The sequence below is a fragment of the Rossellomorea pakistanensis genome (assembly GCF_016908495.1).
GTDB classification, from domain to species: domain Bacteria; phylum Bacillota; class Bacilli; order Bacillales; family Bacillaceae_B; genus Rossellomorea; species Rossellomorea pakistanensis.
The window spans coordinates 979,372-1,001,411 of the sequence record NZ_JAFBDZ010000002.1; the positions used below are offsets into that span (position 1 = coordinate 979,372).

The window sequence follows — 22,040 nt, forward strand, 5'->3', positions numbered from 1 at the left end:
TACAAGCCTGGTTTAACAAAATAGATCTTTTGCAATACCAGCTATTAGGACTTGACAATCTATATACAGTACCAGTCAAAAAATCCATCAATAGGTTGATGCAATGCCCTTTTCCTATAGGTACCCGTGTGTATAGCTACAGTGGTTATGGACTTGACTTGTAGCCCTCTGTGGGGAAAGACTGAAGCAGTTGTTTCATCAGGCATACGAGTATCACCCCCCATTCATTGCTTGATTTATACAAGGCGTGAGCTGAACAAGGAGTTTGCGCTTTTCTTATTGCTTAGGAAACCTAAATGGTGTATTCTCGCTATTATCTAAAAAAAGAAAAAATTACTTCTGCAAAACTAATGGTGCAGGTTCATACATGTTCGTTTTCGTATACTTTGTTGTTCCGGTCAATAATTACAACCATACTGTATCCTTTTTGAGTGCTTGATGTCAGAAGGGAGAGGATGGATTTGAAAAAAATGGTGATAACCAATTTCTTTATTAAAAAGTCCCTCAACTCAAAAAATCTCAATTTATGCGAAAAGTACTTGAGAGATTCCATTTTCCGCAGGGAAAACTTGTAAAATATGAATAAATAAATTGATCATAAGGAGCATTCAACTATGAAAAAACCAGTACTATTCATCGTGACGAAAAAAATTATAGTTTATTATGCATTTCGTGACAAGCTTCGGCAAATTTTTGGAAATGATATTCAGATTGTAACGAATCACTTTCCTCCTGTGAATTTAAATGAGATTGATTTAATCCTGTCTTCTGGGTCAAAGGAGTTAGAAATGGAGTATATTGAGCCAGTTAGACATTTTAAGCCGGTTTTAATTGCTAATCGATCGATTGAGTTTTCGAAATTAGAAAAACTTATAGAACTACCGGAAGGAACACATTGTCTTTTAGTAAGCGATGAAAAGCATATGGCTGAAGACTCTGTAGAATTGCTGAAAAGAATGGGTTTTGATCAGCATGAAATAACATCCTATTCTCCAGATATGGATTGCTTACCTTCATTAGATGGAGTAGAAGTTGCTATCACACACGGTTTAAAGGAGCTTGTTCCGACGGATGTGAAGAAAATTATCGATTTAGGAGTCAGGAGCCTCGATTTATCAACGATTATAGAAATTTCAAGAGTCTTGCAGCTACCTGTTGAAAAAGTACCCCTACTTACAGCTGATTTTTTCCGAAATTTCGTTCGAATTGGAAAAAAGCTAGCCTATTCAAATCATAATGAAAGTCGATTGAATCAACATCTTGAAACGGTATTGAATGCCGTTCATGAAGGAATTATTTCGATTAATACGCAAGGGGTTATTACTGTCTTCAATGAACAAGCAGGACGGATTTTAGGTGTTATGAGTGAACAATGTATAAATCGGCACTATTCAAAGGTGATTAGTGAGTTTAACATCGATGAAATTTTAGAGTCTAGAAAAGAGATAGCAGATCAAATTATTCAAATTCACGAACGGCAACTATTGATGACCAAAACACCCATCATGTTAAATCAACATTTTATTGGTGTAGTGGTTACATTTCAAGATGTAACATATGTTCAAAGGTTGGAGCAAGAGATTCGAAGAAAGAAAACAGAGTCTGGATTAACGACGAAATATTGTTTTGAGGATATAATCAGCCGCAGTCAGGAAATGGACCGAACAAAAGAAATTGCGAAGAAAATTGCTAAAAGTGATTATACCGTTCTGATAAACGGGGAAAGTGGTACAGGTAAGGAGCTGTTCGCTCAGGCTATCCACGAATACTCTTCCAGAAAGGTAGGTCCATTTTTGGCTGTGAATTTTGCAGGGTTAACAGAGACGTTAGCGGAGAGTGAGCTTTTTGGTTATGAAGAAGGAGCCTTTACGGGAGCAAAAAGGGGCGGGAAACCGGGCCTTTTTGAGTTAGCTCAAAACGGAACGATTTTCTTAGATGAAATTGGTGATGCTCCTTTAAGTATTCAAGCTTCTTTATTAAGAGTGATTCAAGAACGGCAAGTTATGAGAGTTGGTGGTAATAAGGTGATACCAATCAATGTCAGAATCATTGCCGCTACGAACAAAGATCTTCAACAAATGATTGCTATAGGGGATTTTCGAGAGGATTTATTTTACCGTTTAAATGAGCTGCCATTATCAATTCCTCCGTTAAGGGAAAGAAAGCTGGATATTGAAATTCTCTTCAACTATTTTTTAAAAGAAAAGAATAGAAACAAGCATTTAACTACTGGTTTTGTTAAAGCGATGACAAGTTATCATTGGCCTGGAAATGTTCGGGAATTAGTGGGGGTCATTAATTATCTGACAGTAACGGTTGATGGGAATCAAATCGGAGTCGAGCATATTCCACAAAGAATCATGAAAACAGAGAATCAAGAACATGATCATCAAGTAGATAAGATCATAAAGTATTTGGATGGTTTAGGGGATTTAAAACGGTATATGGAAATATTAGAATGTCTAGCACTTTATAAGAATTATTCTTATGGGATTGGAAGAGGGACATTACGTTCGAATCTTAGATTTTCTATTAGTGATGGACAGCTTCGTACAAAGTTGGAAGCTTTAAAAAGAACAGGGTGCGTTATTTCAGGAATTAAGAGACAAGGAACAAAAATAACAGAATCCGGTTTAGCTGTTCTTGATACTTTAAATAGTCATTCCCTTTAGGTAATTATTCACCTAAAAACCATCCTAAAGATAACCTAAAAAGAATAAAGTGGTGGTTTCCCCTTAAAAAATGGGCATTCTAAAGTTGGCATAAAACTTGCTTTAAAAATACAAAAGGTCAACTTATTGTCAGATTCGTTAATTTGTGGACAAATATTTTGATCATAATAAGAGCAATTGTTTTATAATTTAAATTTTTTTACTAGGAAGGTGAATTTAGGATGATTACTTTAATTAAAAATGGTGAAATCTATTCTCCTGAGTATCTAGGCCGCCAATCAATCTTATTCATTAACAATAAAATTGTGAAGGTTGGTGATATTGATGAGAGTAAGTTTCTCGATTTAGAATTAAACGTTCAAATTATTGATGCAACAGATTGTATTGTAACACCTGGGTTTATTGACCCTCATGTTCATTTAATTGGCGGAGGGGGAGAAGGTGGATTTTCAACTAGGACTCCTGAAATTCAACTAAGTGATATTGTGAAATCCGGGATTACCACTGTTGTAGGATGTCTAGGAACTGATGGGACAACACGGCATATGACATCATTGTTAGCTAAAGCAAGGGGTTTAGAGGAAGAAGGTATTTCCACATTTATATATACAGGGAACTATCATGTCCCTACACCTACAATCACATCTTCTGTGAAAGATGATGTCATATTAATTGACAAGGTGATTGGTGCAGGTGAAATTGCGATATCAGATTCTAGGTCTGCACAGCCATCTGTACATGAAATTGCGAAATTAGTAGCGGAAGCTCGAATAGGAGGCTTGTTAAGTAATAAAGCAGGTGTTACACATTTCCATGTGGGCCCTGGTAGACGGAAACTTTCCTTCTTGCACACTCTTTTAGAAGATTATGAGATTCCTGCCTCTAAACTCTATGCAACCCATATAACTAGAAGTAAAGAGTTGATAGAGGATGCGATTACGTTATCACAAAAGGGTGGATTTGTTGATATCACTGCTGATGAGGAAACAGGTGAATGGATTAAATATTTCAAGGAAAAAAATGGTGATTTAAACCAGTTAACTTTATCATCTGATGGAAATGGCAGTTTGCCTAAGTTTGACTCAGACGGTGAGTTGATTGGCCTTGGGGTTGCAAGTCCTTACACTCTATATGAACAAGTAGTAATGGCTGTGAAAAAGTATAATTTTCCATTTGAAGAAGTTCTATCACTCGTAACACGTAATACGGCAAACGCTTTATGTATCCAACATAAAGGTAGTTTAAAAGAGGATAATGATGCAGATATCCTCGTTTTAGATAAAGATTCATTGGAGATTAACCATGTATTTGCAAAAGGGCGTCATATGGTAAAAAATCAAGAAATCATTGTAAAGGGAACCTTTGAGTAATATAAGAGTTTTCTATCAATCTATTCATGTGAAGTGAAAGGTAAACGTAAGAGAATGAGTTACCAAGCCTTTCATTTCACTAGACTAAACAAATGATATTGCGAAGGGTTCCATTAGATGAAAAATAATGTTTGTGAAAAGGGAGGATTTTAACATGAAAAGACAACCAACGTTTGCAGAAGCCGTTTTTCCCATTGCAGCAATGCTGGTCTTGCTTGCAATTGGCTTCGGATATTTTAAATTTCAACCAGAGCCGCTACTTCTACTTGCTTCTATTTGTGCTGGTTTTATCGCTTTAAGAGTAGGTGTAAAATGGGACGAGATGATGGAAGGAGTCCGTGAGAAAATAGATGCGGCAATGCCGGCGATCTTAATTTTAATCTCGATTGGAGTATTAATTGGTACATGGATGATCTCAGGTAGTATCCCGATGATGATTTATTTTGGAATTAAGATTATCAATCCTGCATTTATCATTCTAATTGCCTTTGTCGTATCAGCTATTATTTCGATTGTAACAGGTACCTCTTGGGGATCCGTAGGAACTGTTGGTGTAGCGCTTATGGGGATTGCAACGGGATTGGGTGCTTCTTTACCTGCAACGGCGGGGGCGATTGTAGCCGGTGCGTATTTCGGTGATAAACTCTCCCCTTTATCTGATACAACGAATTTAGCTCCTATTGCAGCGGGAAGTGAGCTATATGAACACATTAAGCATATGTTGTATACGACTATTCCAGCTGCTGTCATCTCATTAATTGTGTACACTGTCGTTGGATTTAACTTAGCAGAGGGGTCATTTGCCACTCCAGATACAACAGAGACGATGTTAAATACTTTAGAGACTATGTTTAGTTGGAATATTTTGTTGTTATTACCTCCAATTATTATCTTATATGGATCGATTAAAAAGAAACCGACTTTGCCTACCATTGTCGCTTCATCCATTGTTGCAGCTATTTTAGCGAAACTTATTCAAGGATTTACTTGGAGTGATATATTTGCTTCTACAGTTAGTGGTTTTAATGTTTCAATGGTGAAGGTTGAAGGATTTAACCCGGAAAATGTCATTTGGGAAGTAACGAGGCTTGTAAACCGGGGAGGCATGCAATCAATGACAAGTGTTATTTTAATTTCGTTTTGTGCCTTTGTATTTGCAGGGATTATCACAAAAGCTAGCTGCCTTGAAGTGATTATGACAACGCTAATGAAGAAAGTAAGAAGAACGGGAAGCCTTGTTCTTTCTACGGTTGTTTCAGGTATCACAATGGCACTTGTTACCGGTAATTCATACTTGTCAATAATTATTCCAGGTGAAATTTTTAAAGATGCCTATAAAAAGAAACGATTACATGCGAAAAACTTATCAAGGACATTAGAGGATTCGGGAACCGTTGTTGTGCCTCTAATTCCATGGTCTTCGGCTGGAGTTTATATGGCTGGGACACTAGGTGTTTCTGTACTAAGCTATGCTCCATGGGCAATCCTATGTTACCTCGGATTCTTTTTTGCCATCATACTAGGGTATACTGGAATCGGCATTGAAAAGTTAAAAGAGAATGATTTAAAAACTGATTATTCAGAAAATTATAAAGAGAATGTATTGTAAATAAATTTTTGTGTCGAGATTAGCTTGTAGTGAAAACGAATGTTTTTTACTGCAAGTTTTTTAATATTTTTAAATAAAAAAATTATTATTGGTGTTCAACAATCGGCAGATTGTGTAAAAGAAACCTAATTCAAACAATATTTATGGTAAAATAAGTAAGAGTTTATGATATCACCGTAAGGGGAGTAAACATGAAGGGACTTAGCAGACTACTTTTGTTTTTTTATTTATTAATCATGGTTCTTTGGGTAGTGAATTCACATTATTTATTTTCAATCTGGGGTGTAACTGTTTGGTTACTAATTATACTTTTAGGTTTTGTTATCTATAAAAAGTTAAATAATTTTTTTATATTCTTAAGAAATTCGTAAAGGTATCTAATGACATAATGTTACTATTAGTGGTTTTAACGGCTGCTATCTTCTATGCAACAAGTTCTATGCCTTAATGACAAGTATAAAATTACACAAGAATACACTAAGTATTTAGAGGAGTCTTAGGAGATATGCAGACATTTATATATATGGTTAGGCATGGAGATTCACCAAAAGAAGGAAATGAGAAAACAAGGGGATTAACTGAAAAAGGGGAAAAAGATGCTCAATTAGTGGTAAGAGTATTGCAACAGGAGGGTATTGATATCGTTGTCTCTAGCCCGTACAACAGATCAATTTTAACAGTACAATCACTTGCAGGGCAAATAGGTCAAGAAGTTTTAGTTGTTGAAGATCTTAAAGAGAGGGTTTTTACAACTGTAGAAAATAGGGTTTCTGATAAGGATTTATACCCTTTATTAAAGAAGTCATTCACCGATTCGAACTTTGCTCTAGCTGGAGCTGAATCAAATGCCACTTGTCAGAAAAGAGCAATAAAAGTTTTAAAAAAATTATTAAACGTCTACCAAGGAAGGAAAGTAGTATTAGGCACCCACGGAGCTATTATGACTTTGATGATGGGTTATTACGACCAAAAGTATGATTTAGATTTTTTGCTTAATACTTCTAAGCCGGATATATATCGAATGGAATTTAATGGGGATATTTTGGTAGAAGTGAAAAGATTATGGGACCCTCATCGAATCCATTCAAACTAATCTTTCACGATCAGACAGGATAGTAGAAGAGATTTTTGATTTACAATAATGTAAATGTCATTCACAAATGATACGAAAGTACCATTTTTTGTATTGTCATTAACAAATAAGATTGAAGTGTAATCATACATTAAAAAGTCATCACTAAAGAAACTAAAAATAAAAGGGGATAGGAATATGGGTTTTTGGTATTTTTTAATATTATTTATAGGATTGTTCCTAGTTATAAAAGGAATTCTTATGAAAAAACCAGTTAAAAAGATTAGCTTGGTATTTATGGGTTTACTCTGTATTTCATTCTCCATTTTTATGTTCTCACCAGGTAGTGCAGAGATAATTTCAGATTTACTGAACTTGAACTAGGTTCCCTATTTATTAGTCATTGTAAAAATTAACTTACATGTTTTCTCTTGAATTAAAATAAAACTATTAAACAATTGGGCGCTTATCTGTAATAAGCGTCTTGTATTGAACAACGATGGACTGTCTAAGCAGTCCATTTTCTTGGTTCTAAATCAGTTATATGACAGGATGGTAAAAGAAAGGGTTTTTTTGCTCTAACTTGAATATTTATGAAGTATAGTACGATTTAGGGGGATTCTATGAAGAAGAGTTTGCAATTATTTGGTTTTGTTTTATTTATTTCAGGCACTGTGTTATTTGGTATTATGCATCTGGCAATTGCTTTATTCATCCCTAATTTGGGAGGTTGGAGTGATCCTCCTGGTAAGTTCGTGGTGGTGCTTAATGAAATTATGGGATGGGTTCCCTATGTGTTAAGCATTATATTTATGTTGATTGGAGGATTTATTCTTATATATGATTTATGGGAAACTAAACAAAAAGAAACAGATTCAATTTCTCACTAATTGGGTTCGTTAATTCAAAAACTGATAACAATCGTACACAGCTTACTTCTTCCACAATCGGACACAAATCGGGAATAAGATTTGCCCTCTTTCTTGATTTTAAGGATCATTTAACGAAGCAATAGCGACAGACCATGAGTATCTTTTAGGATTATCTTGAAAACAAGCCTTTATGAAAAGGCCATATTCTTGAGCAACACTTTAAAGGAAGTTGGATCTTTTTGTTAGATTATAGAGGTGATAAACGATCGGGGCAGGATAGTTACACTATTTTCTTGAATTAAGTTATGAATGGGGGATTTTATTGAAAACACTTAACAAATTGCCAAAAAGTAACCCAAGTTTACATTTGGAACTAATTAAAAATGGATGGATTCCAATGAAAGAACCTAAGAATTTAATAAGTGCTATTTTGTTATCTACCCCTTTAATGATTGTCGCTGCAATCATCTCTATTGGAGTAATAAATATCTTTTCCACTATTTCTTTGAGCGAATTTGGACTGACATCTGATTCGATATCAATAACAATTAACTTAGGTATTATTTTTTTGCTAATCTTGCTTTTAATACTTCACGAATTACTTCATTTGATTTTTATTCCTAATTTTATTAAATCAGAAAAAACATATATAGGACTTACTCAGTTCGGGGGTTTTGTGATTACGGAAGAAGAGATTTCAAAATCAAGATATATCTTCATTACACTTGCTCCTTTCATGATTATTTCAATAATTTTGCCATTAATATTAGGTGTATTTGGACTATTAACAACGACATTGAAGTTTCTGATAATCCTAAACTCAATGGCATCCTCAGTTGATATGTTTAATCTTCTTCTTATAATTAAACAGGTACCGAAAAATGCAACTCTAAAAAGTAATGGACCAGACACTTATTGGAAAAACGTACAAATGAAAGAAAAGTAACGGAAGTCATTTCATTTAAAGGAAGCTTTTCTACAATATCTGTGCGGCATAATTATTGTAGAACGCTCTTTCGTATTAGAGAGCTTTTCAGGAATAAAAGTGCAGTCAACACAGTAAAACAATCTTCCGCAATAGGTCGCGATAATTTAATACGCGATTTTTGGATGAATTAAATCATTGTAAGGATTAAAAATTTTGAAATGAATGCGGTTAAAGTAAATTATAACTGCCGGTCACATATATGATAAAGTAATAAGTGAAAATTTGACAGTGTTTTAGGAGCTAAGTTATATGGAATATCTAAGTTATTCGCAAAAAAGAATGAGTGCAAAAGATATAATACCACTTTATAAAGACGTAAATTGGTGGCCAGAAAGAAAAGAAAGTGATATAGAAAAGATGCTCCAATTAGGAAGTTCTGTTGGTGCTTGGAAAGATGGAAGACTTGTCGGATTTGCAAGAGCAATAACAGACGGAAAATTCCGAGCCTATATTGAAGATGTAGTAGTAATTAGTAGTCTACAAAAAACAGGTATTGGAAAGATTCTTGTAGCTAAACTACTAAATGAACTGAATCATATTGATGTAATTAGTTTGTTTTGTAGCGAAGAGCTAATCCCTTTTTATGATCAAAACCATTTTAAATACAGCAAATCTCAATTTGTTATGCATAGAAAAAATTAATATTCTCATAGTAGAGGTACTCAAATGGATAAGAAAGTTATCATCGAAACTTATAAGGAATATTGGCAGATACAATTTGAAGAAGAGAAAAAATCTATAACTGAAATTTTGAGTGGCCAATTTATAGCTATTGAACATATAGGAAGTACCTCAATTGAAGGTTTAGGAGCTAAACCTATTCTTGATATTGCAATCGGAGTAGAGAAATTAAAAGTTACCAACGAATATATAAAACCGTTAGCAAAAATAGGTTATGAGTTTGTTGATCACGAGGAATTTCCTGAACGGAGGTTTTTTAGAAAAGGGGAATGGAGAGCTGGTACGCACCATGTACATATCTATGAATTCAAGAGTGAACATTGGAATAACCATATCTTGTTTAGAAACTATTTGAGAGAAAACACTGCAATACTTAAAGAGTATGAACAACTTAAGAAAAAACTAGCCAAAGAATTTACTTTTGACAGGGTTAAGTATACTCAAGGAAAATCAAATTTCATTCAAAATGTTATTAAGAAAGCAAAGAAGGAAGCAGAAACGTCAGTACACTAAGCGATAAGATTTTTGTTAGAGTTAAAGATTGACTTTTAACCAATCGAGGAAAATAGCTGAAGATCGGCTGGGTGATTTTTAGCTATTTTCTTTGTTTCGTTAAAGGACAGGTTTACTGGAACCAATTGATATTGTTCTATAAAATTAGGAGGATTAAATTGAAGAAGGAAGAATCAAATATGCCAAAGAAGATACTGTTTAATTTAATTCTTGTTATTATCCTCTTAATAGTTACAAAAATGTTTTATGATGAAAGACATTCAAATAATTACATAGGTTTGTTGTTATTGATCATTTTCTGGATGTTTAGAAGTATGTACGATTTTTCGAGAACATAAGAGAAGGGAAAAAGAAGTTAGCGTTGCTAGATTTATTTCTAGTAACTGTTGGTTTTGGCTTATTGCTTTGGCAAGCATCAAATTTCTAGCTTAATAGCTTTTTAGCTTATTTCATTATAAAGGCAAAATTGAAGATCCAGCCGGACGATTTCCGACTATTTTTTATTCAGCAATCGCGCCATTTAGGTTGCGAAATGTTCCTAGCTCAGATGAAATGTAGTCACACAATTTTGGTAAAGGTTAGGCAGTTTAATATTTCTAAAACTGAAGGGTTACTTCAAGGAGTCGAATAAGGAGGTAACGCTCGAAAAGGTTCCCCTTGCTAAACCTTTTCGAGGATATGCAAAATATCTTTATTGTAATCTTTTTGCTCATTACTCTAGGTGAGATTAGTCAGACATGAGTCTTTCAGATCATTGATTGATTAAGAATCAGCAGGAATTTTGGGAAGAAAATTGAATTAGTAATAAGCTCTCATCACTCCAACTACAAGACAAATTCAGTAAAGGGTTTGAAAAGATGAAAACTAAATTTATTATAATCATTATCCTTTTTTTATCCTTGTTAACATTGACTAGCTGTGTCAGCTCAGAGGGTGAAAAATTTATAGAACAATCTGAAACCCAAGAACAGGCTAAGAAAATGGTTGAAGAAGAACTTCTAGAATATGGCCTCCCTATTGAGATAAATGGTAATGTATTTTACAAGCATGCTGGTAAAAAAAGGTTAGAAAATAGGATTGCAGTTGATTATAAGACTTTGAACAAGCCTGAATTTTATGGAAGAGCCTTTGTTGAAGTGGATATAGAAAACAATCCACGTACACTACAAAAGGTTATTGATAAAGGAATTATAGAAGAAGCGGGCTATGATTTATATAATACGGCACTTGTACATGTCTTTCCTTTAGCGTACGAATCTTCCCTTAAAAAGACAAAGCAGATGAATCGTTATTTTCCGAAATTAGAATTCGTGGGCCATTCAGACATGGAAAATAAATTAAAAATATATGTTAAATTAAAGCTAGATAAAGGGCAGTTCATGCAAAAATCTTTATTGAAAGATTTAATCAGGGATTACTCAAAGAACAACTTTAATCAACCTAACGAAGAAGAAGCAAAAAAACTAATCGATAAATATATGATTCTAGCAGTTGATCCGAATGGCGGCACAAAGATTCTCCCGGAAATTAATCTGGAATACGCATACAGTGGAAACTTTAGTAACAAACAGATGGATAAGCTTTTAGATGAATTACTTTTAATAAATGGGCTGCCATATGGAATCTACTCTATAACTGTCAATGCCGATGGATTTTTAGAGGAGGAAAGCAAAACATATAATCAAGACGCATTTGGAAACAAGTATCCGCAATTTGTAGGATACTTAAAAATAGATAAGGAAAATAAACTGAAAAGTGTAATAAAGTATTTTCAAAACTGAATAGTAGCCTGTTCAATGGTGGTTTGTCGCAAGTAAGATAAAATTATCTTCAACGGGCGCATTTCCTAAAAAGATGCGTCTTTTTTGCAGGGATTGTAGGGTAATAGATGGAAAAAATTATGTGAGTATTTTAGATTTATGACATTGGTGAAGGGAACTTCCACAATATGGAGAACAATTACTCTAAAAAACTAAAGATTATATTGATGATTTAGTTGATTACAATTATTTTAATGGTGCTGTTCTTGTTAGTTATAAAGGAGATGTATTAATTAAGGAAGGGTGTGGAAGTTCGTCATTTCAGTATGACATTCCAAATAACCCCTCTACAAAATTTCGTATTGGTTCGTTGACAAAAGCTTTTACTGCAATGGCTATTTTAAAACTTCATCAGCAAGGTAGTTTGGATATTGAAAATTACTTTAATCGAACCTTAAATAATCAATGATATTTCACGTTATTCTCAATCGGGCGCATTTCTGCAACAAGAAATGCGCTCTTCTTAATGAACTTAGCCATTTAATTAAGGAACACCCTTGATAAACAGAACCCCATTGTTAGTAACTTAAATAGTCTTAGTAAAGGGTTGAAATTTAATCCATAACACATATCAAATTTATGTAAACTTTTTAATTAGTAATTCGTCTTATATCTGAAGGGTGGTAAAGAATGAATGGTCCGGATCAATTGAAAGAATTAAATACTGAAATGAATTTCGTTTATCGATATTTAAGGAAGTTAGGAATATCTCATGAAGATTCTCAAGATGTGGTACAAGAAACCGCATATAAATTCTTGATGTATTATGACTCTATTAAGACAAAAAAAATAAGAAGTTGGTTAATTCGGGTAGCGTTGAATTTTCATCATGACCAGTATCGAAAGAATAAACGGATACAACTGGGGTTTCAGGATGAGCAAATAATATTGCAATCAAAAGAGCTACCTGAAGATGTTCTAATTTCTAATGAAAAGTGGTCAGATATTGAACGAGTATTAAATAAATTAAAGCCACAGTATAAAGAACTAATTCTTCTAAAATATTTAAATGACTGTCGGCAACGTGATGAACCACTTGGCGAATGGTCCACCCATCAGAGCGATAAGCTGTATCTAACTGCTCATCGCTTAACTTTCCAAAGGATAACGCAAATCCATTCAAATAACCCCTCTCTATACTTAATAGTGGTATTGTAGATAAATAAATATTTAATTTTAACGTATATTCATTCGAATACAGGACGCATAAAGCTTCTCTCATAACTTAAAATACATTTAGTTTCTTCTGCAAATTTATAAGCTTCTTGACACTCTGCATCCAATGCCATTTTTACTCGGTACTCTTCATATGCTGCTAAACTTGGGAAAGTGAATAAGGCATAAGCAATATTATTAGCACCTTCATGTGGAAGGAAATAACCATGATGTGAAATAAGAACCATTTTTGGTTGTAAGGATTTCCCCCAACATATACGGTTGTTGCTCTTTTTTTACTGGTTTTCCATTAGTTGCCTCGGGTTCAGATGCTTATGTTTGGTTGACGACACACGTTTAGATGGTATAGATTAGACAATTATATAACGACTATAGATCCTCACCATCCATAGCTTCCTAGAAAGGGGATTTTTGAAGTGAATAGCATCCAAAGCCGTTTGTTACTGATGTTGCTCATATTTATCCTTTTCCCCTATTTCTTATCTGTGTTGCTCATTTATGGCTACACTAAAAATAGTGTAGAAAAGCATGAACTTGCCAATAGTCAGGAACAGATAGAAGAGAGCTTAGAAGAATTGCAGCAATACTTTAATGAAATGTTAGATCTTCCTTACCTATTGTACCGTGACGCAGATTTGTTCCGTATTTTTAAAAATGAGGTGGAAGATTCCAGTTATTTAGAAAAAAGCATTCAGAATTTTTATTTGATGCGTAAGGAAATCCGCCAAGTCCGCTTCTATATAGATAGAGGGAAAGAGTCATTCACAGTTTATAACGCTATGGTCAGTGTCCGTAAATCAAAGCCTGCCTTCTTAAAACAACCTTATATTAAACAACTATACCAGTCGAACGTCAAGCATATTATCGAACCGCCACATCCTATAAAGAATTATAATAATGCAGCAATTGTTCCCAAAACTGATCAAACAAAAGTGATTACCTTTCACCATAAAATAACCGATGTGTTTACAGGAGAATTTCTCGGTGTTATCTCCATGGATGTTGAACTGAATAAATTTGCTCAAATTGCCGATGACTTGATCAAAGAAAAAGAAGAGTCTGTGTATCTATTGAATGAAAATGATCAAGTGATTTACAGCAGTAACACTAAGCTGATCGGTCACTATGCTTCTACTGAGTTAAAAAAACAGCTACAACAAAAAGAAGGCGTGAACGACGATATCCTCCTATCTAAAACATTATCAGCCCCATTAAGTGAATGGAAATTGGTGGAAATTACCCCTAGTGAAGTTCTGTTCCATGAGGTTCGGCAAACCGCCTATACAAGTATTGTGGTCGGTTTGGGAGTCGGAGCCTTAGGGTTGATGATGATAAGTGTGATTACCTATAAAATCACCCATCCGATCAAGCGGCTAACCAGAAAGGTGCGTACCATTGACGGTGGTCATACCGAGATACCTTTTGATGACAAAAGGCATGATGAGGTCGGTTATTTGGAAAAGCATATGAAAGACATGATGGATCGCATTAACCTCCATATTGACCGGGAATATAAGTTGGAAATTGAAAATAAGGAAAACCAGTTTAAAGCTTTAAAATCACAAGTGAATCCGCATTTCTTATTCAATGCTCTTCAATCCATCGGTGCCGTGGCTTTAAGATCAAATGCCCCAAATGTGTATCAGCTGGTGACATCATTATCAAGGATGATGCGATATTCTATGAAGGCGAACGAATGGGTCCAAGTTAAAGAAGAAATGAATTATATAGAAAGCTACCTCTCCCTTCAAATGGAACGGTTTCGTAATAATATTTATTATTCAGTACAAATAAGCACTGAGGTTTTTGAGATGAAGATTCCCAGCATGATTTTGCAGCCACTTGTTGAGAATTTCTTTAAGCACAGTTATGAAGAGGGCTTTACCGATGCTCATTTAACAATTTTCGGGGGGAGAAAAGACGAATTTCTCCATTTTATAGTAGAAGATAATGGGGCAAGCCTAGCAGACAATGAGCTTCAGGCATTAAGGAAAAACATTTATACCTCCCCTCAAAAAGGAGAGTACGCAAAAGAACATATAGGTCTGAAAAATATTCACGACCGGCTTGTCCTTAATTACGGGGAAAAAGCGGGGATTAAAGTGGATACGAACCAAGGACAGGGTTTTGCAGTTGAGATTTTCATTCCTGTCAAAAACAAGATCACTGAATAACTCTCCCCCAATGGAAGTTCTTTTGATTGAAGGAGGAAAAAGGCGTGAAGGTGTTAATTGTCGACGATGAAGTAAATGTACTTGAAGTTATTCGATTCTTAGGTGAATGGGAAACTCACGGTATAACGGAAATCTTAGAAGCTAGTCAAGGGGAAGAGGCAAAAGTAATAATCGAAAAAGAAAATCCAGAAATAATTTTTACGGATATTAAAATGCCTGGTATGAACGGAATTGAACTTATACGATGGCTGGATTTTATCTCCTACCAAGGCAAAGTTATCTTTATAACAGGATATAATGATTACTCTTTCATGCGCCAAGCCATTATATACAATAGCTTTGATTATTTGTTGAAACCAATCGAGGCCGATGCTTTGAATGAAACTTTGCAGGAGGCTGTCGAAACCTGGAAGAGGGAAGAGCAAGAACGCCAATTAGATAAGCAGCTTGATGAGGATTATATAAAATCTCGGCTGGACCAGGTTGTCACGGCTGCATGCATGGGAGAACCTTTTGACGTAAAGGATCTTCTCTCCTCTCTGCCAGAAGCTGAACATTATGAAGTGACATTGCTGTCTTTTTATCATATGCATTATGCTGAACCTTACATGAAATCATTGGCAGATAAACTCACCCAGCAAAAATTGGGGAATGCATTTTCTCTTCAAAACGACCGTAACCTCTTTCTTGTCTTAAGTTGGGAGGACGAATGGTTAACCATTGAAAAATGGATGAACGAACATTTTGACATCCCCTTACGGATTGTGACCAGTGAAAAACCACAGCCTTTAAAGAATCTATCGAGTTCGTACCGGGTTCTTCAAGAAGCGATGGACCATCATCAATACCGATCTATTCATAGCTTGGGAGATTTAGATACCGCGCGCCGTATGCAAGACATCGTGGCTTATGTTGATACCTATTATATGGAGGAGGTGAGCTTGGAGAAGTTATCGAGTTTATTTTTTTTAAGCCGTGAGCATATCTCCCGGAAGTTTAAACAAGAAACCGGTTTGCCTTTATCCAAATATGTAACAAAGCTCAGAATCAACCAGGCAAAATGCTGGTTAAGTGAGTCTGATAAAACGATTTACTCTATTTCCTTAATGCTTGGTTATCAAGATGAGAAGTACTTTTCTAAACTATTCAAAAAGGTAACAGGGATTACACCTTTTGAGTTTAGAGATAGAAACGATAGGAAGATGCAAAAAAGCACGTTCAGCTAAAGCATAACAGTTCCGAGGTGATGGAATGAAAAAAAAGATACTTTATATCAGTTTGATGGGTTTACTTCTTTCTGCCTGTCACCCTAATTCGCCGGTGGAGGAAGCGCCCAAGGAACAACAAAAAGTAACTCTGAAAATTCGTAATCCTAAAATAGAAATCGCTTCTCCTTTTGAAAGAATGGTTCGTGTTTATGAAGAAGAGCACCCTAATATAGAAATCGAGGTTCATACGGTGGGTGGTGCTCTAGATGATTTTTCCGACTTGAAAGCCAAGATGGCGGCTGGAGATGGTCCGGATATTTTCACGAATCCAGGTTATGAAAGTGCGCGGAAATGGAAGAATTATTTAGCAGATCTCTCTGATCAGCCATGGGTGAATGAAGCTTATGAGGATGCTCTGGCACCGATAAAGTTTGATGGCAGTATTTACGGAATGCCGATGAATTTGGAAGGGTATGGGTTCATTTATAACAAAGACTTATTTGATCAAGGCGGCATCGAATCCCTTCCTTCTACTTTATCTGAATTAAAAGCAGCGGCAGAAAAATTACAAAAAGCCGGAATTACTCCATTTGCTACCGGTTATTATGAAAAATGGAAGCTAGGCGACCACTTGATGAATATTGCTTTTACTCGGCAAAACAATCCCGCTGCTTTTATAAAAGGGCTGAATAACGGAACGGAAACTATTGAAAACAATTCAAAATTCCGGGATCTTATTAAGTTACTTGATGTCACGGTTAAATACGGGGGGGATGATCCGCTATCTACTGATTACATCATGGAGATTCATACGTTCGCATCAGGAGAAGCAGCGATGATTTTACAAGGCAATTGGATCCAGCCGATGATTGATCAGCGTTCACCCGATATGAACATCGGCATGTTTCCGATTCCGATAAATGACGAGCAGGAAAAGATCCCCTTAGTCGTGAATACTCCTAGTTATTGGGTGGTCAACAATCAAAGTACTACAGAAAAAAAGAAAGCGGCGAAGAAGTTCTTGAATTGGATGGTCAACTCGAAACAAGGACAGCGGTTTATGACTGAAGAATTAAAGTTTCTCCCTGCTTTTGATCATATTGATGCGGACAACTCTGGTCAGCTAGCCAAGGAAATCATGCAATTTTACAATAAAGGACGGACAGTCTCTGCCAATTGGATCCATTTCCCTGCAGGAGTGCGGGAAGAGTTCGGCCACGCCACCCAACAATATATAAAAAACGAACTAAATTATGAACAATTGCTGCACGCCTATCAGGAATCCTGGGAGCACGCTCAAAAAGATTGAGTCTGTCCCGGGATTTTTTTATTTTCTCTATGCTTACCACCTCATCAATTTACGACTAAATTTATATCAATATTGCTCATATCCAATTTCACAAAAACTCTCTTATACTTTAATTAGTCAGGGCCCGACAAAAAACATTCTAGGGAGGAAGAACATGAATTTGAAACGTCTTGCTAAACAAGCGACGGTATTAGCGCTGAGCACAGCCATTCTAGCGGGGGGAAGCGGTCTTGCTCATGCGGAACCAAAAGCTTCAGAAGATTATAAAGAGGACTATGGCATTTCTCATATTACTCGTGCTGATATGAAGGCTATGATCAAACAGCATGGGGATGTGGATTACACGGTACCAAAATTCGACGCATCAACTATTCAAAACGTCCCCTCCGCAACAAGGATTAATGAACAAGGAAAAGAAATTAAATTGGATGTGTGGGATACATGGCCTCTTCAAAACGCGGACGGAACTGTAGCGGAATATAAAGGCTATCATATCCTTTTCGGTTTAGCCGGTAAACCTGGAGTTCCTGAAGACACATTTATTTATTTGTTCTATAAAAAAGCGGATGAAACATCAATTGACGCTTGGAAAAATGCTGGAAGGGTATTTGACGAAAACGATAATATCGAAGCAAACGATAAATACCTAAAAGATCAATCAGAAGAATGGTCTGGTTCAGCCACGTTAACTTCTGACGGGGAAATTCGCTTGTTCTATACAAACCGTACCGAATTTAACGTAGAGAAAGAGCTTTACGGAAAACAAACATTGACAACTGCACAAGTAAATATTTCTGAACCAAAAGCTGGAACTCTTCAAGTGGACGGTGTCGAAGATTATAAATCAATCTTTGATGGCGGCGACGGATCCGTTTATCAAAATGTACTACAAGCTTTCGGAGGCGATAAAATAAATTGGAAGGAAAATCATACATTCAGAGACCCTCACTATATTGAGGAAAATGGCGACAAATACCTTGTATTTGAAGCAAATACAGGAACAGACTATGGATACTCTGGAAAGGCGTCTCTCTACAATCAAGCCTATTACGGCAAAAGCAACCATTTCTTCCAAAACGAACAAGAGTGGCTTTTAAATAGTCCAGAAAAAGAATATGCTGAGATAGCGAATGGTGCTATCGGGATTATTGAAATCACAGACGATTATGAACTAAAAAAAGTCATGGAGCCTTTGATTGCTTCTAATACTGTAACAGATGAAATTGAACGACCGAACATTTTCAAAAAAGATGGTAAATGGTATCTTTTCACAAGTACTCGCGGATCTAAGATGACGATTGAGGGTGTTGATAACGAAGATATCTACTTGCTTGGTTATGTATCAAACTCTCTGACCGGTACATTTAAGCCAATGAACAAAACAGGTATTGTCCTTCACCACGACGTTGATCCATTTGATATCACTTGGACTTATGCGCACTACGTCATCCCACAAGAAGGTACGGACGAGGCCGTAGTTACTAGTTATATGACAAACAGAGGATACTTTGAAAACCACAAATCCACATTTGCTCCAAGCTTTAAGATAAAGATCAATGGTAAGAAATCTTCTGTCGTTGAAGATAGTATACTTCAGCAAGGTCAACTCACACTGCATGATTAAGAATAAAAAATTCGATGAAAAGAAAATGCCGGTATCATTCGGCATTTTCTTTTTCTTTATCATAAGCAAAAGATATGGAGGTAAGAAAACATGAAGGTTTTTAAAAAACATCCGAAAAAGCGGCTGGCAAGCTCCTTCCTTTTCTTTCTTTTTTTAGCCCTTGTACTTTACATAACGCAACAGGAGAATTCTAAACCAGTTCCTGATCCAGAGAAAGAGCCGTACTCCTCTCGAGCGGACTATCACTTCACAGTTCCTGACAATTGGAAAAATGACCCACAAAGACCCATCTATTATAATGGAAAGTATCACTACTATTACCTCTATAACAAAGATTATCCCAAAGGAAACGGCACGGAATGGCGACATGCGACCTCTGAAGATCTGGTCCACTGGAACGATGAAGGCGTCGCTATTCCAAAATACACGAATGAAAACGGCGATCCATGGTCCGGTTCTGTCGTGGTGGATCATCAAAATACAGCCGGTTTTGGAAAAGACGCCTTTGTAGCTGTTGTAACCCAGCCGTCTGCCAATGGTAAGCAAGAGCAATACCTCTGGTACAGTACAGATAATGGTCAACCGTTCTCCCGTTACAAAAGCGAACCCATTATGACCAATCCTGGAGTAGATGCTTTTAGAGACCCTAAGATCATCTGGGAAGAGCATTCAAAAAAATGGGTAATGTTAATGGCAGAAGGATCAAAAATTGGTTTTTATGAATCAGAAAACCTGAAAGATTGGCATTACACAGGTGGATTCCAGACTGAAAATATTGGACTGATCGAGTGTCCCGATTTATTTCAACTTCGTGCCGATGATGGCAGCATAAAGTGGGTTATGGGCGTTAGTGCAAACGGTCAGGCAAAAGGAAAACCAAATACGTATGCGTATTGGATCGGTGTTTATAATGGAGAGACCTTTGTTCCAGATCATGAGGAACCTAAGTGGCTTGACTACGGTTTTGACTGGTATGGGGGAGTCACCTTTGAAGACGGAAGGAGTAAAGATAAGCTTAATCACCGCTATGCATTCGCATGGATGAACAACTGGGCGTATGCGAATAACACCCCGACGTTAGGAGAAGGATTTAACGGCTTGGACTCGATTGTCAGAAAAATAGAATTGAAGAGTGATGAAAAAGACCGCTATTTTCTTGCTTCCAAGCCAATAAAAGAAATTGATCAATTGATTCAGTCTACCGATACTTATCATAAACTCAAAGTTGAAGGTTCAAAGGAACTTGAAACCAAGGGGGATGTCTATCAGTTAGAAGCAGATATCCACTGGTCAGAACTTAGGAATGTTGGGATTAGAATCAGGGAATCCAGCGACCGAACTCGTCATATCGATGTTGGGATTTTTCCAGAAGGCGGGTACTCCTATGTAAACCGCGGTTTTACAAATCATCCCGATGAGACCAATCAAATGCTGGAAAGCCGGGCACCGATAGATAAGAATAAAAGGTATGTTCATTTGAAGATACTAGTTGACAAAACAAGTATTGAAGTATTTGTCGGTGATGGGAAAGTTACCCATTCCAATCTGGTTTTTCCTCCCCAAAAGGATCAAGGTATTACTCTTTTCTCTGAAGGGGGTAGTGCTATTTTTGAAAATGTAGAAATTAAGCATATGGATTCTATCCATGATTGAACGTAAGACCGGGGAAGAGGTACAAAAAAGAGATTGCTAAAAGCGGAATCAATTATAAACCGTATCCGTGATCCTAAAACAGAACCAGTTCACGTTAGGTTGGATCCTGAATTAATTGTAAGAGAATCACTTTAATTTTTCGCCTTAGAATTGATTTTAAATAACAGTTTATTACCCCCCTTATCAAAATAGATACGGGGGGTTCTTTAGTAACCAATACTAAACAAGAGGAAGGAGGGGTTTCCTTCACTTAATTGTAAAAAAACAAAAATCCGCACCTTACCTTAACAACATGTGAAACTTAAGGTAACGTTACTATGTTTTTGGGATATTTATTATTTAGTACCCTTATGAATCGTTAGATCAGGGTGAAAAATTTAACAAGTCAATTTTATGAATTTTGACTAAAATGTTGTAAATGTAAAGCTGTAAGGACGGTTGTTTTCTCCAAAAATTCATTTAATAAATCGTTTTCAATTTCATTTGTAATAATTGTCGCCTCCTCAAGTTCTGCAACTTTTGAAAATGTGACTTCATTAAATTTTGTATGATCTGTTACAACATAAGCTTGTTGAGATAGTTGCATAGCTAAACTTTTAACAAATGCTTCTTCCGGATCAGGAGTGGTAAATCCATGTTCAAGGTGAATTCCATTAACACCCATGAAGCAACTGTCAAAACGATAATTTTGTAAGCTAGTTATTGCCCCACTTCCTATTAAAGCTCTTGTTTTTTGTTTTGCATAACCCCCAATTAGATAAGTTTTAACATTTTTTTCTATTAAAGCTTCAAGATGGGTTAAACCATTTGTAACAACAATTATATTTTTTGCTGTCAAATACGGAATCATTTGAAAGGTTGTCGTACCAGCATCTAAATAAATACAGTGTCCTTCACGGACAAGGGACGCGGCATACTTAGCAATTCGGTCTTTTTCTCCAATATTTTTCGTTGATTTCTCAATAACACTAAGTTCTTCTCCTATCCGTTGTAAAAGGGATGCCCCACCATGGATTCGTTTTAGCTTACTTTGTTTTTCGAGTTGACTTAAATCTCTTCGTATGGTCGACTCCGATGATGACGTCGCTTCGGCTAATTCTTGTATTTTAACAACTTTTTTTCCTTCTAATAGTTCCAAAATAATAAGGTGTCTTTCCGGGGTCAGCATAGTACCCACCTCCAGCCTGTTGTTTAGAATATTCGTAATTCCATGATTTAATCATAACGTAAGCCCTTTCAACTATCAATCATTTTCAGCTATTATTAAGCATTTCCGATCAATACACTAATGTGTGTTGA

Annotated in this window: 17 protein-coding genes and 2 pseudogenes; 16 read left to right on the forward strand and 3 right to left on the reverse strand. The window is 36.0% G+C overall.

Translation table 11 applies throughout. The features are described 5' to 3' along the window. Positions 1–614: 614 nt before the first annotated feature. The 11 genes and pseudogenes from JOC86_RS12470 to JOC86_RS24715 form a co-directional block, all read left to right on the forward strand. Positions 615–2,672 (forward strand): sigma-54 interaction domain-containing protein, encoded by a 2,058-nt coding sequence (locus JOC86_RS12470; protein ID WP_205173066.1) that lies wholly within the window; start codon positions 615–617, stop codon positions 2,670–2,672. 221 nt (positions 2,673–2,893) lie between these two features. Then, positions 2,894–4,042 carry a beta-aspartyl-peptidase gene (gene iadA / locus JOC86_RS12475; protein ID WP_205173069.1) on the forward strand — a complete coding sequence of 383 codons (1,149 nt, stop codon included), beginning with the start codon at positions 2,894–2,896 and terminating at the stop codon, positions 4,040–4,042. 154 nt (positions 4,043–4,196) lie between these two features. Further along, positions 4,197–5,651 (forward strand): Na+/H+ antiporter NhaC, encoded by a 1,455-nt coding sequence (gene nhaC / locus JOC86_RS12480; protein WP_205173072.1) that lies wholly within the window; start codon positions 4,197–4,199, stop codon positions 5,649–5,651. A 505-nt stretch (positions 5,652–6,156) separates the two neighbouring features. Continuing rightward, a complete protein-coding gene (locus JOC86_RS12485; protein WP_205173075.1) occupies positions 6,157–6,744 on the forward strand; it encodes a histidine phosphatase family protein in 588 nt (195 codons plus the stop codon). Positions 6,745–7,346: 602 nt separating this feature from the next. Further along, positions 7,347–7,613, forward strand: coding sequence for a hypothetical protein (locus tag JOC86_RS12490; protein WP_205173076.1), 267 nt, complete (start codon positions 7,347–7,349; stop codon positions 7,611–7,613). 304 nt (positions 7,614–7,917) lie between these two features. Beyond that, positions 7,918–8,541, forward strand: a complete 624-nt coding sequence (locus JOC86_RS12495) for a DUF3267 domain-containing protein (RefSeq protein WP_239587541.1) — start codon at positions 7,918–7,920, stop codon at positions 8,539–8,541. A gap of 291 nt (positions 8,542–8,832) precedes the next feature. Next, entirely contained in the window at positions 8,833–9,225 is a 393-nt protein-coding gene (locus tag JOC86_RS12500; RefSeq protein ID WP_205173078.1) for a GNAT family N-acetyltransferase, read from the forward strand. 24 nt (positions 9,226–9,249) lie between these two features. After that, entirely contained in the window at positions 9,250–9,777 is a 528-nt protein-coding gene (locus tag JOC86_RS12505; RefSeq protein WP_205173080.1) for a GrpB family protein, read from the forward strand. Positions 9,778–10,634: 857 nt separating this feature from the next. After that, positions 10,635–11,558: a hypothetical protein gene (locus tag JOC86_RS12510; RefSeq protein ID WP_205173081.1), complete on the forward strand. Its 924-nt coding sequence runs from the start codon at positions 10,635–10,637 to the stop codon at positions 11,556–11,558. 202 nt (positions 11,559–11,760) lie between these two features. Beyond that, positions 11,761–12,006: a serine hydrolase gene (locus tag JOC86_RS25320; protein WP_205173517.1), complete on the forward strand. Its 246-nt coding sequence runs from the start codon at positions 11,761–11,763 to the stop codon at positions 12,004–12,006. Positions 12,007–12,266: 260 nt separating this feature from the next. After that, a pseudogene (locus JOC86_RS24715) lies at positions 12,267–12,563 on the forward strand (RNA polymerase sigma factor); the annotation flags it as partial. A 37-nt stretch (positions 12,564–12,600) separates the two neighbouring features. Here JOC86_RS24715 and JOC86_RS24720 read toward each other — a convergent pair. Further along, positions 12,601–12,693: pseudogene (locus JOC86_RS24720) on the reverse strand (DinB family protein); the annotation flags it as partial. A 91-nt stretch (positions 12,694–12,784) separates the two neighbouring features. Then, on the reverse strand, positions 12,785–13,000 hold the full coding sequence (locus JOC86_RS12525; protein WP_205173083.1) for an NIPSNAP family protein: 216 nt from the start codon (positions 12,998–13,000) through the stop codon (positions 12,785–12,787). Positions 13,001–13,189: 189 nt separating this feature from the next. On the opposite strand from JOC86_RS12525, the gene JOC86_RS12530 reads away from it, so the two are divergent. From JOC86_RS12530 to JOC86_RS12550, 5 genes are all read left to right on the forward strand, one after another. Continuing rightward, positions 13,190–14,947 (forward strand): histidine kinase, encoded by a 1,758-nt coding sequence (locus JOC86_RS12530; RefSeq protein WP_205173084.1) that lies wholly within the window; start codon positions 13,190–13,192, stop codon positions 14,945–14,947. Positions 14,948–14,991: 44 nt separating this feature from the next. Further along, complete coding sequence (locus tag JOC86_RS12535; RefSeq protein WP_205173085.1) at positions 14,992–16,173, forward strand: response regulator; 1,182 nt, start codon at positions 14,992–14,994, stop codon at positions 16,171–16,173. A 25-nt stretch (positions 16,174–16,198) separates the two neighbouring features. Next, positions 16,199–17,464 (forward strand): ABC transporter substrate-binding protein, encoded by a 1,266-nt coding sequence (locus tag JOC86_RS12540; protein WP_205173086.1) that lies wholly within the window; start codon positions 16,199–16,201, stop codon positions 17,462–17,464. Positions 17,465–17,618: 154 nt separating this feature from the next. After that, the gene (locus JOC86_RS12545; protein ID WP_205173087.1) at positions 17,619–19,088 is read left to right on the forward strand and encodes a glycoside hydrolase family 68 protein; all 1,470 of its coding nucleotides are present in this window, start codon (positions 17,619–17,621) and stop codon (positions 19,086–19,088) included. Between the two features lie 90 nt (positions 19,089–19,178). Continuing rightward, positions 19,179–20,741: a glycoside hydrolase family 32 protein gene (locus tag JOC86_RS12550; RefSeq protein ID WP_205173088.1), complete on the forward strand. Its 1,563-nt coding sequence runs from the start codon at positions 19,179–19,181 to the stop codon at positions 20,739–20,741. 391 nt (positions 20,742–21,132) lie between these two features. On the opposite strand, the gene JOC86_RS12555 is transcribed toward JOC86_RS12550, so the two are convergent. Further along, positions 21,133–21,909 carry a DeoR/GlpR family DNA-binding transcription regulator gene (locus JOC86_RS12555; RefSeq protein ID WP_205173089.1) on the reverse strand — a complete coding sequence of 259 codons (777 nt, stop codon included), beginning with the start codon at positions 21,907–21,909 and terminating at the stop codon, positions 21,133–21,135. Positions 21,910–22,040 lie beyond the last annotated feature (131 nt).

What these genes read in the sequence shown, in the direction of transcription:
- JOC86_RS12470 (WP_205173066.1), top strand. Translation starts at nt 615, where the DNA reads ATGAAAAAACCAGTACTATTCATCGTGACGAAAAAAATTATAGTTTAT.
- iadA (WP_205173069.1), top strand. Translation starts at nt 2,894, where the DNA reads ATGATTACTTTAATTAAAAATGGTGAAATCTATTCTCCTGAGTATCTA.
- nhaC (WP_205173072.1), top strand. Translation starts at nt 4,197, where the DNA reads ATGAAAAGACAACCAACGTTTGCAGAAGCCGTTTTTCCCATTGCAGCA.
- JOC86_RS12485 (WP_205173075.1), top strand. Translation starts at nt 6,157, where the DNA reads ATGCAGACATTTATATATATGGTTAGGCATGGAGATTCACCAAAAGAA.
- JOC86_RS12490 (WP_205173076.1), top strand. Translation starts at nt 7,347, where the DNA reads ATGAAGAAGAGTTTGCAATTATTTGGTTTTGTTTTATTTATTTCAGGC.
- JOC86_RS12500 (WP_205173078.1), top strand. Translation starts at nt 8,833, where the DNA reads ATGGAATATCTAAGTTATTCGCAAAAAAGAATGAGTGCAAAAGATATA.
- JOC86_RS12505 (WP_205173080.1), top strand. Translation starts at nt 9,250, where the DNA reads ATGGATAAGAAAGTTATCATCGAAACTTATAAGGAATATTGGCAGATA.
- JOC86_RS12510 (WP_205173081.1), top strand. Translation starts at nt 10,635, where the DNA reads ATGAAAACTAAATTTATTATAATCATTATCCTTTTTTTATCCTTGTTA.
- JOC86_RS12525 (WP_205173083.1), bottom strand. Translation starts at nt 13,000, where the DNA reads ATGGTTCTTATTTCACATCATGGTTATTTCCTTCCACATGAAGGTGCT.
- JOC86_RS12540 (WP_205173086.1), top strand. Translation starts at nt 16,199, where the DNA reads ATGAAAAAAAAGATACTTTATATCAGTTTGATGGGTTTACTTCTTTCT.
- JOC86_RS12545 (WP_205173087.1), top strand. Translation starts at nt 17,619, where the DNA reads ATGAATTTGAAACGTCTTGCTAAACAAGCGACGGTATTAGCGCTGAGC.
- JOC86_RS12550 (WP_205173088.1), top strand. Translation starts at nt 19,179, where the DNA reads ATGAAGGTTTTTAAAAAACATCCGAAAAAGCGGCTGGCAAGCTCCTTC.
- JOC86_RS12555 (WP_205173089.1), bottom strand. Translation starts at nt 21,909, where the DNA reads ATGCTGACCCCGGAAAGACACCTTATTATTTTGGAACTATTAGAAGGA.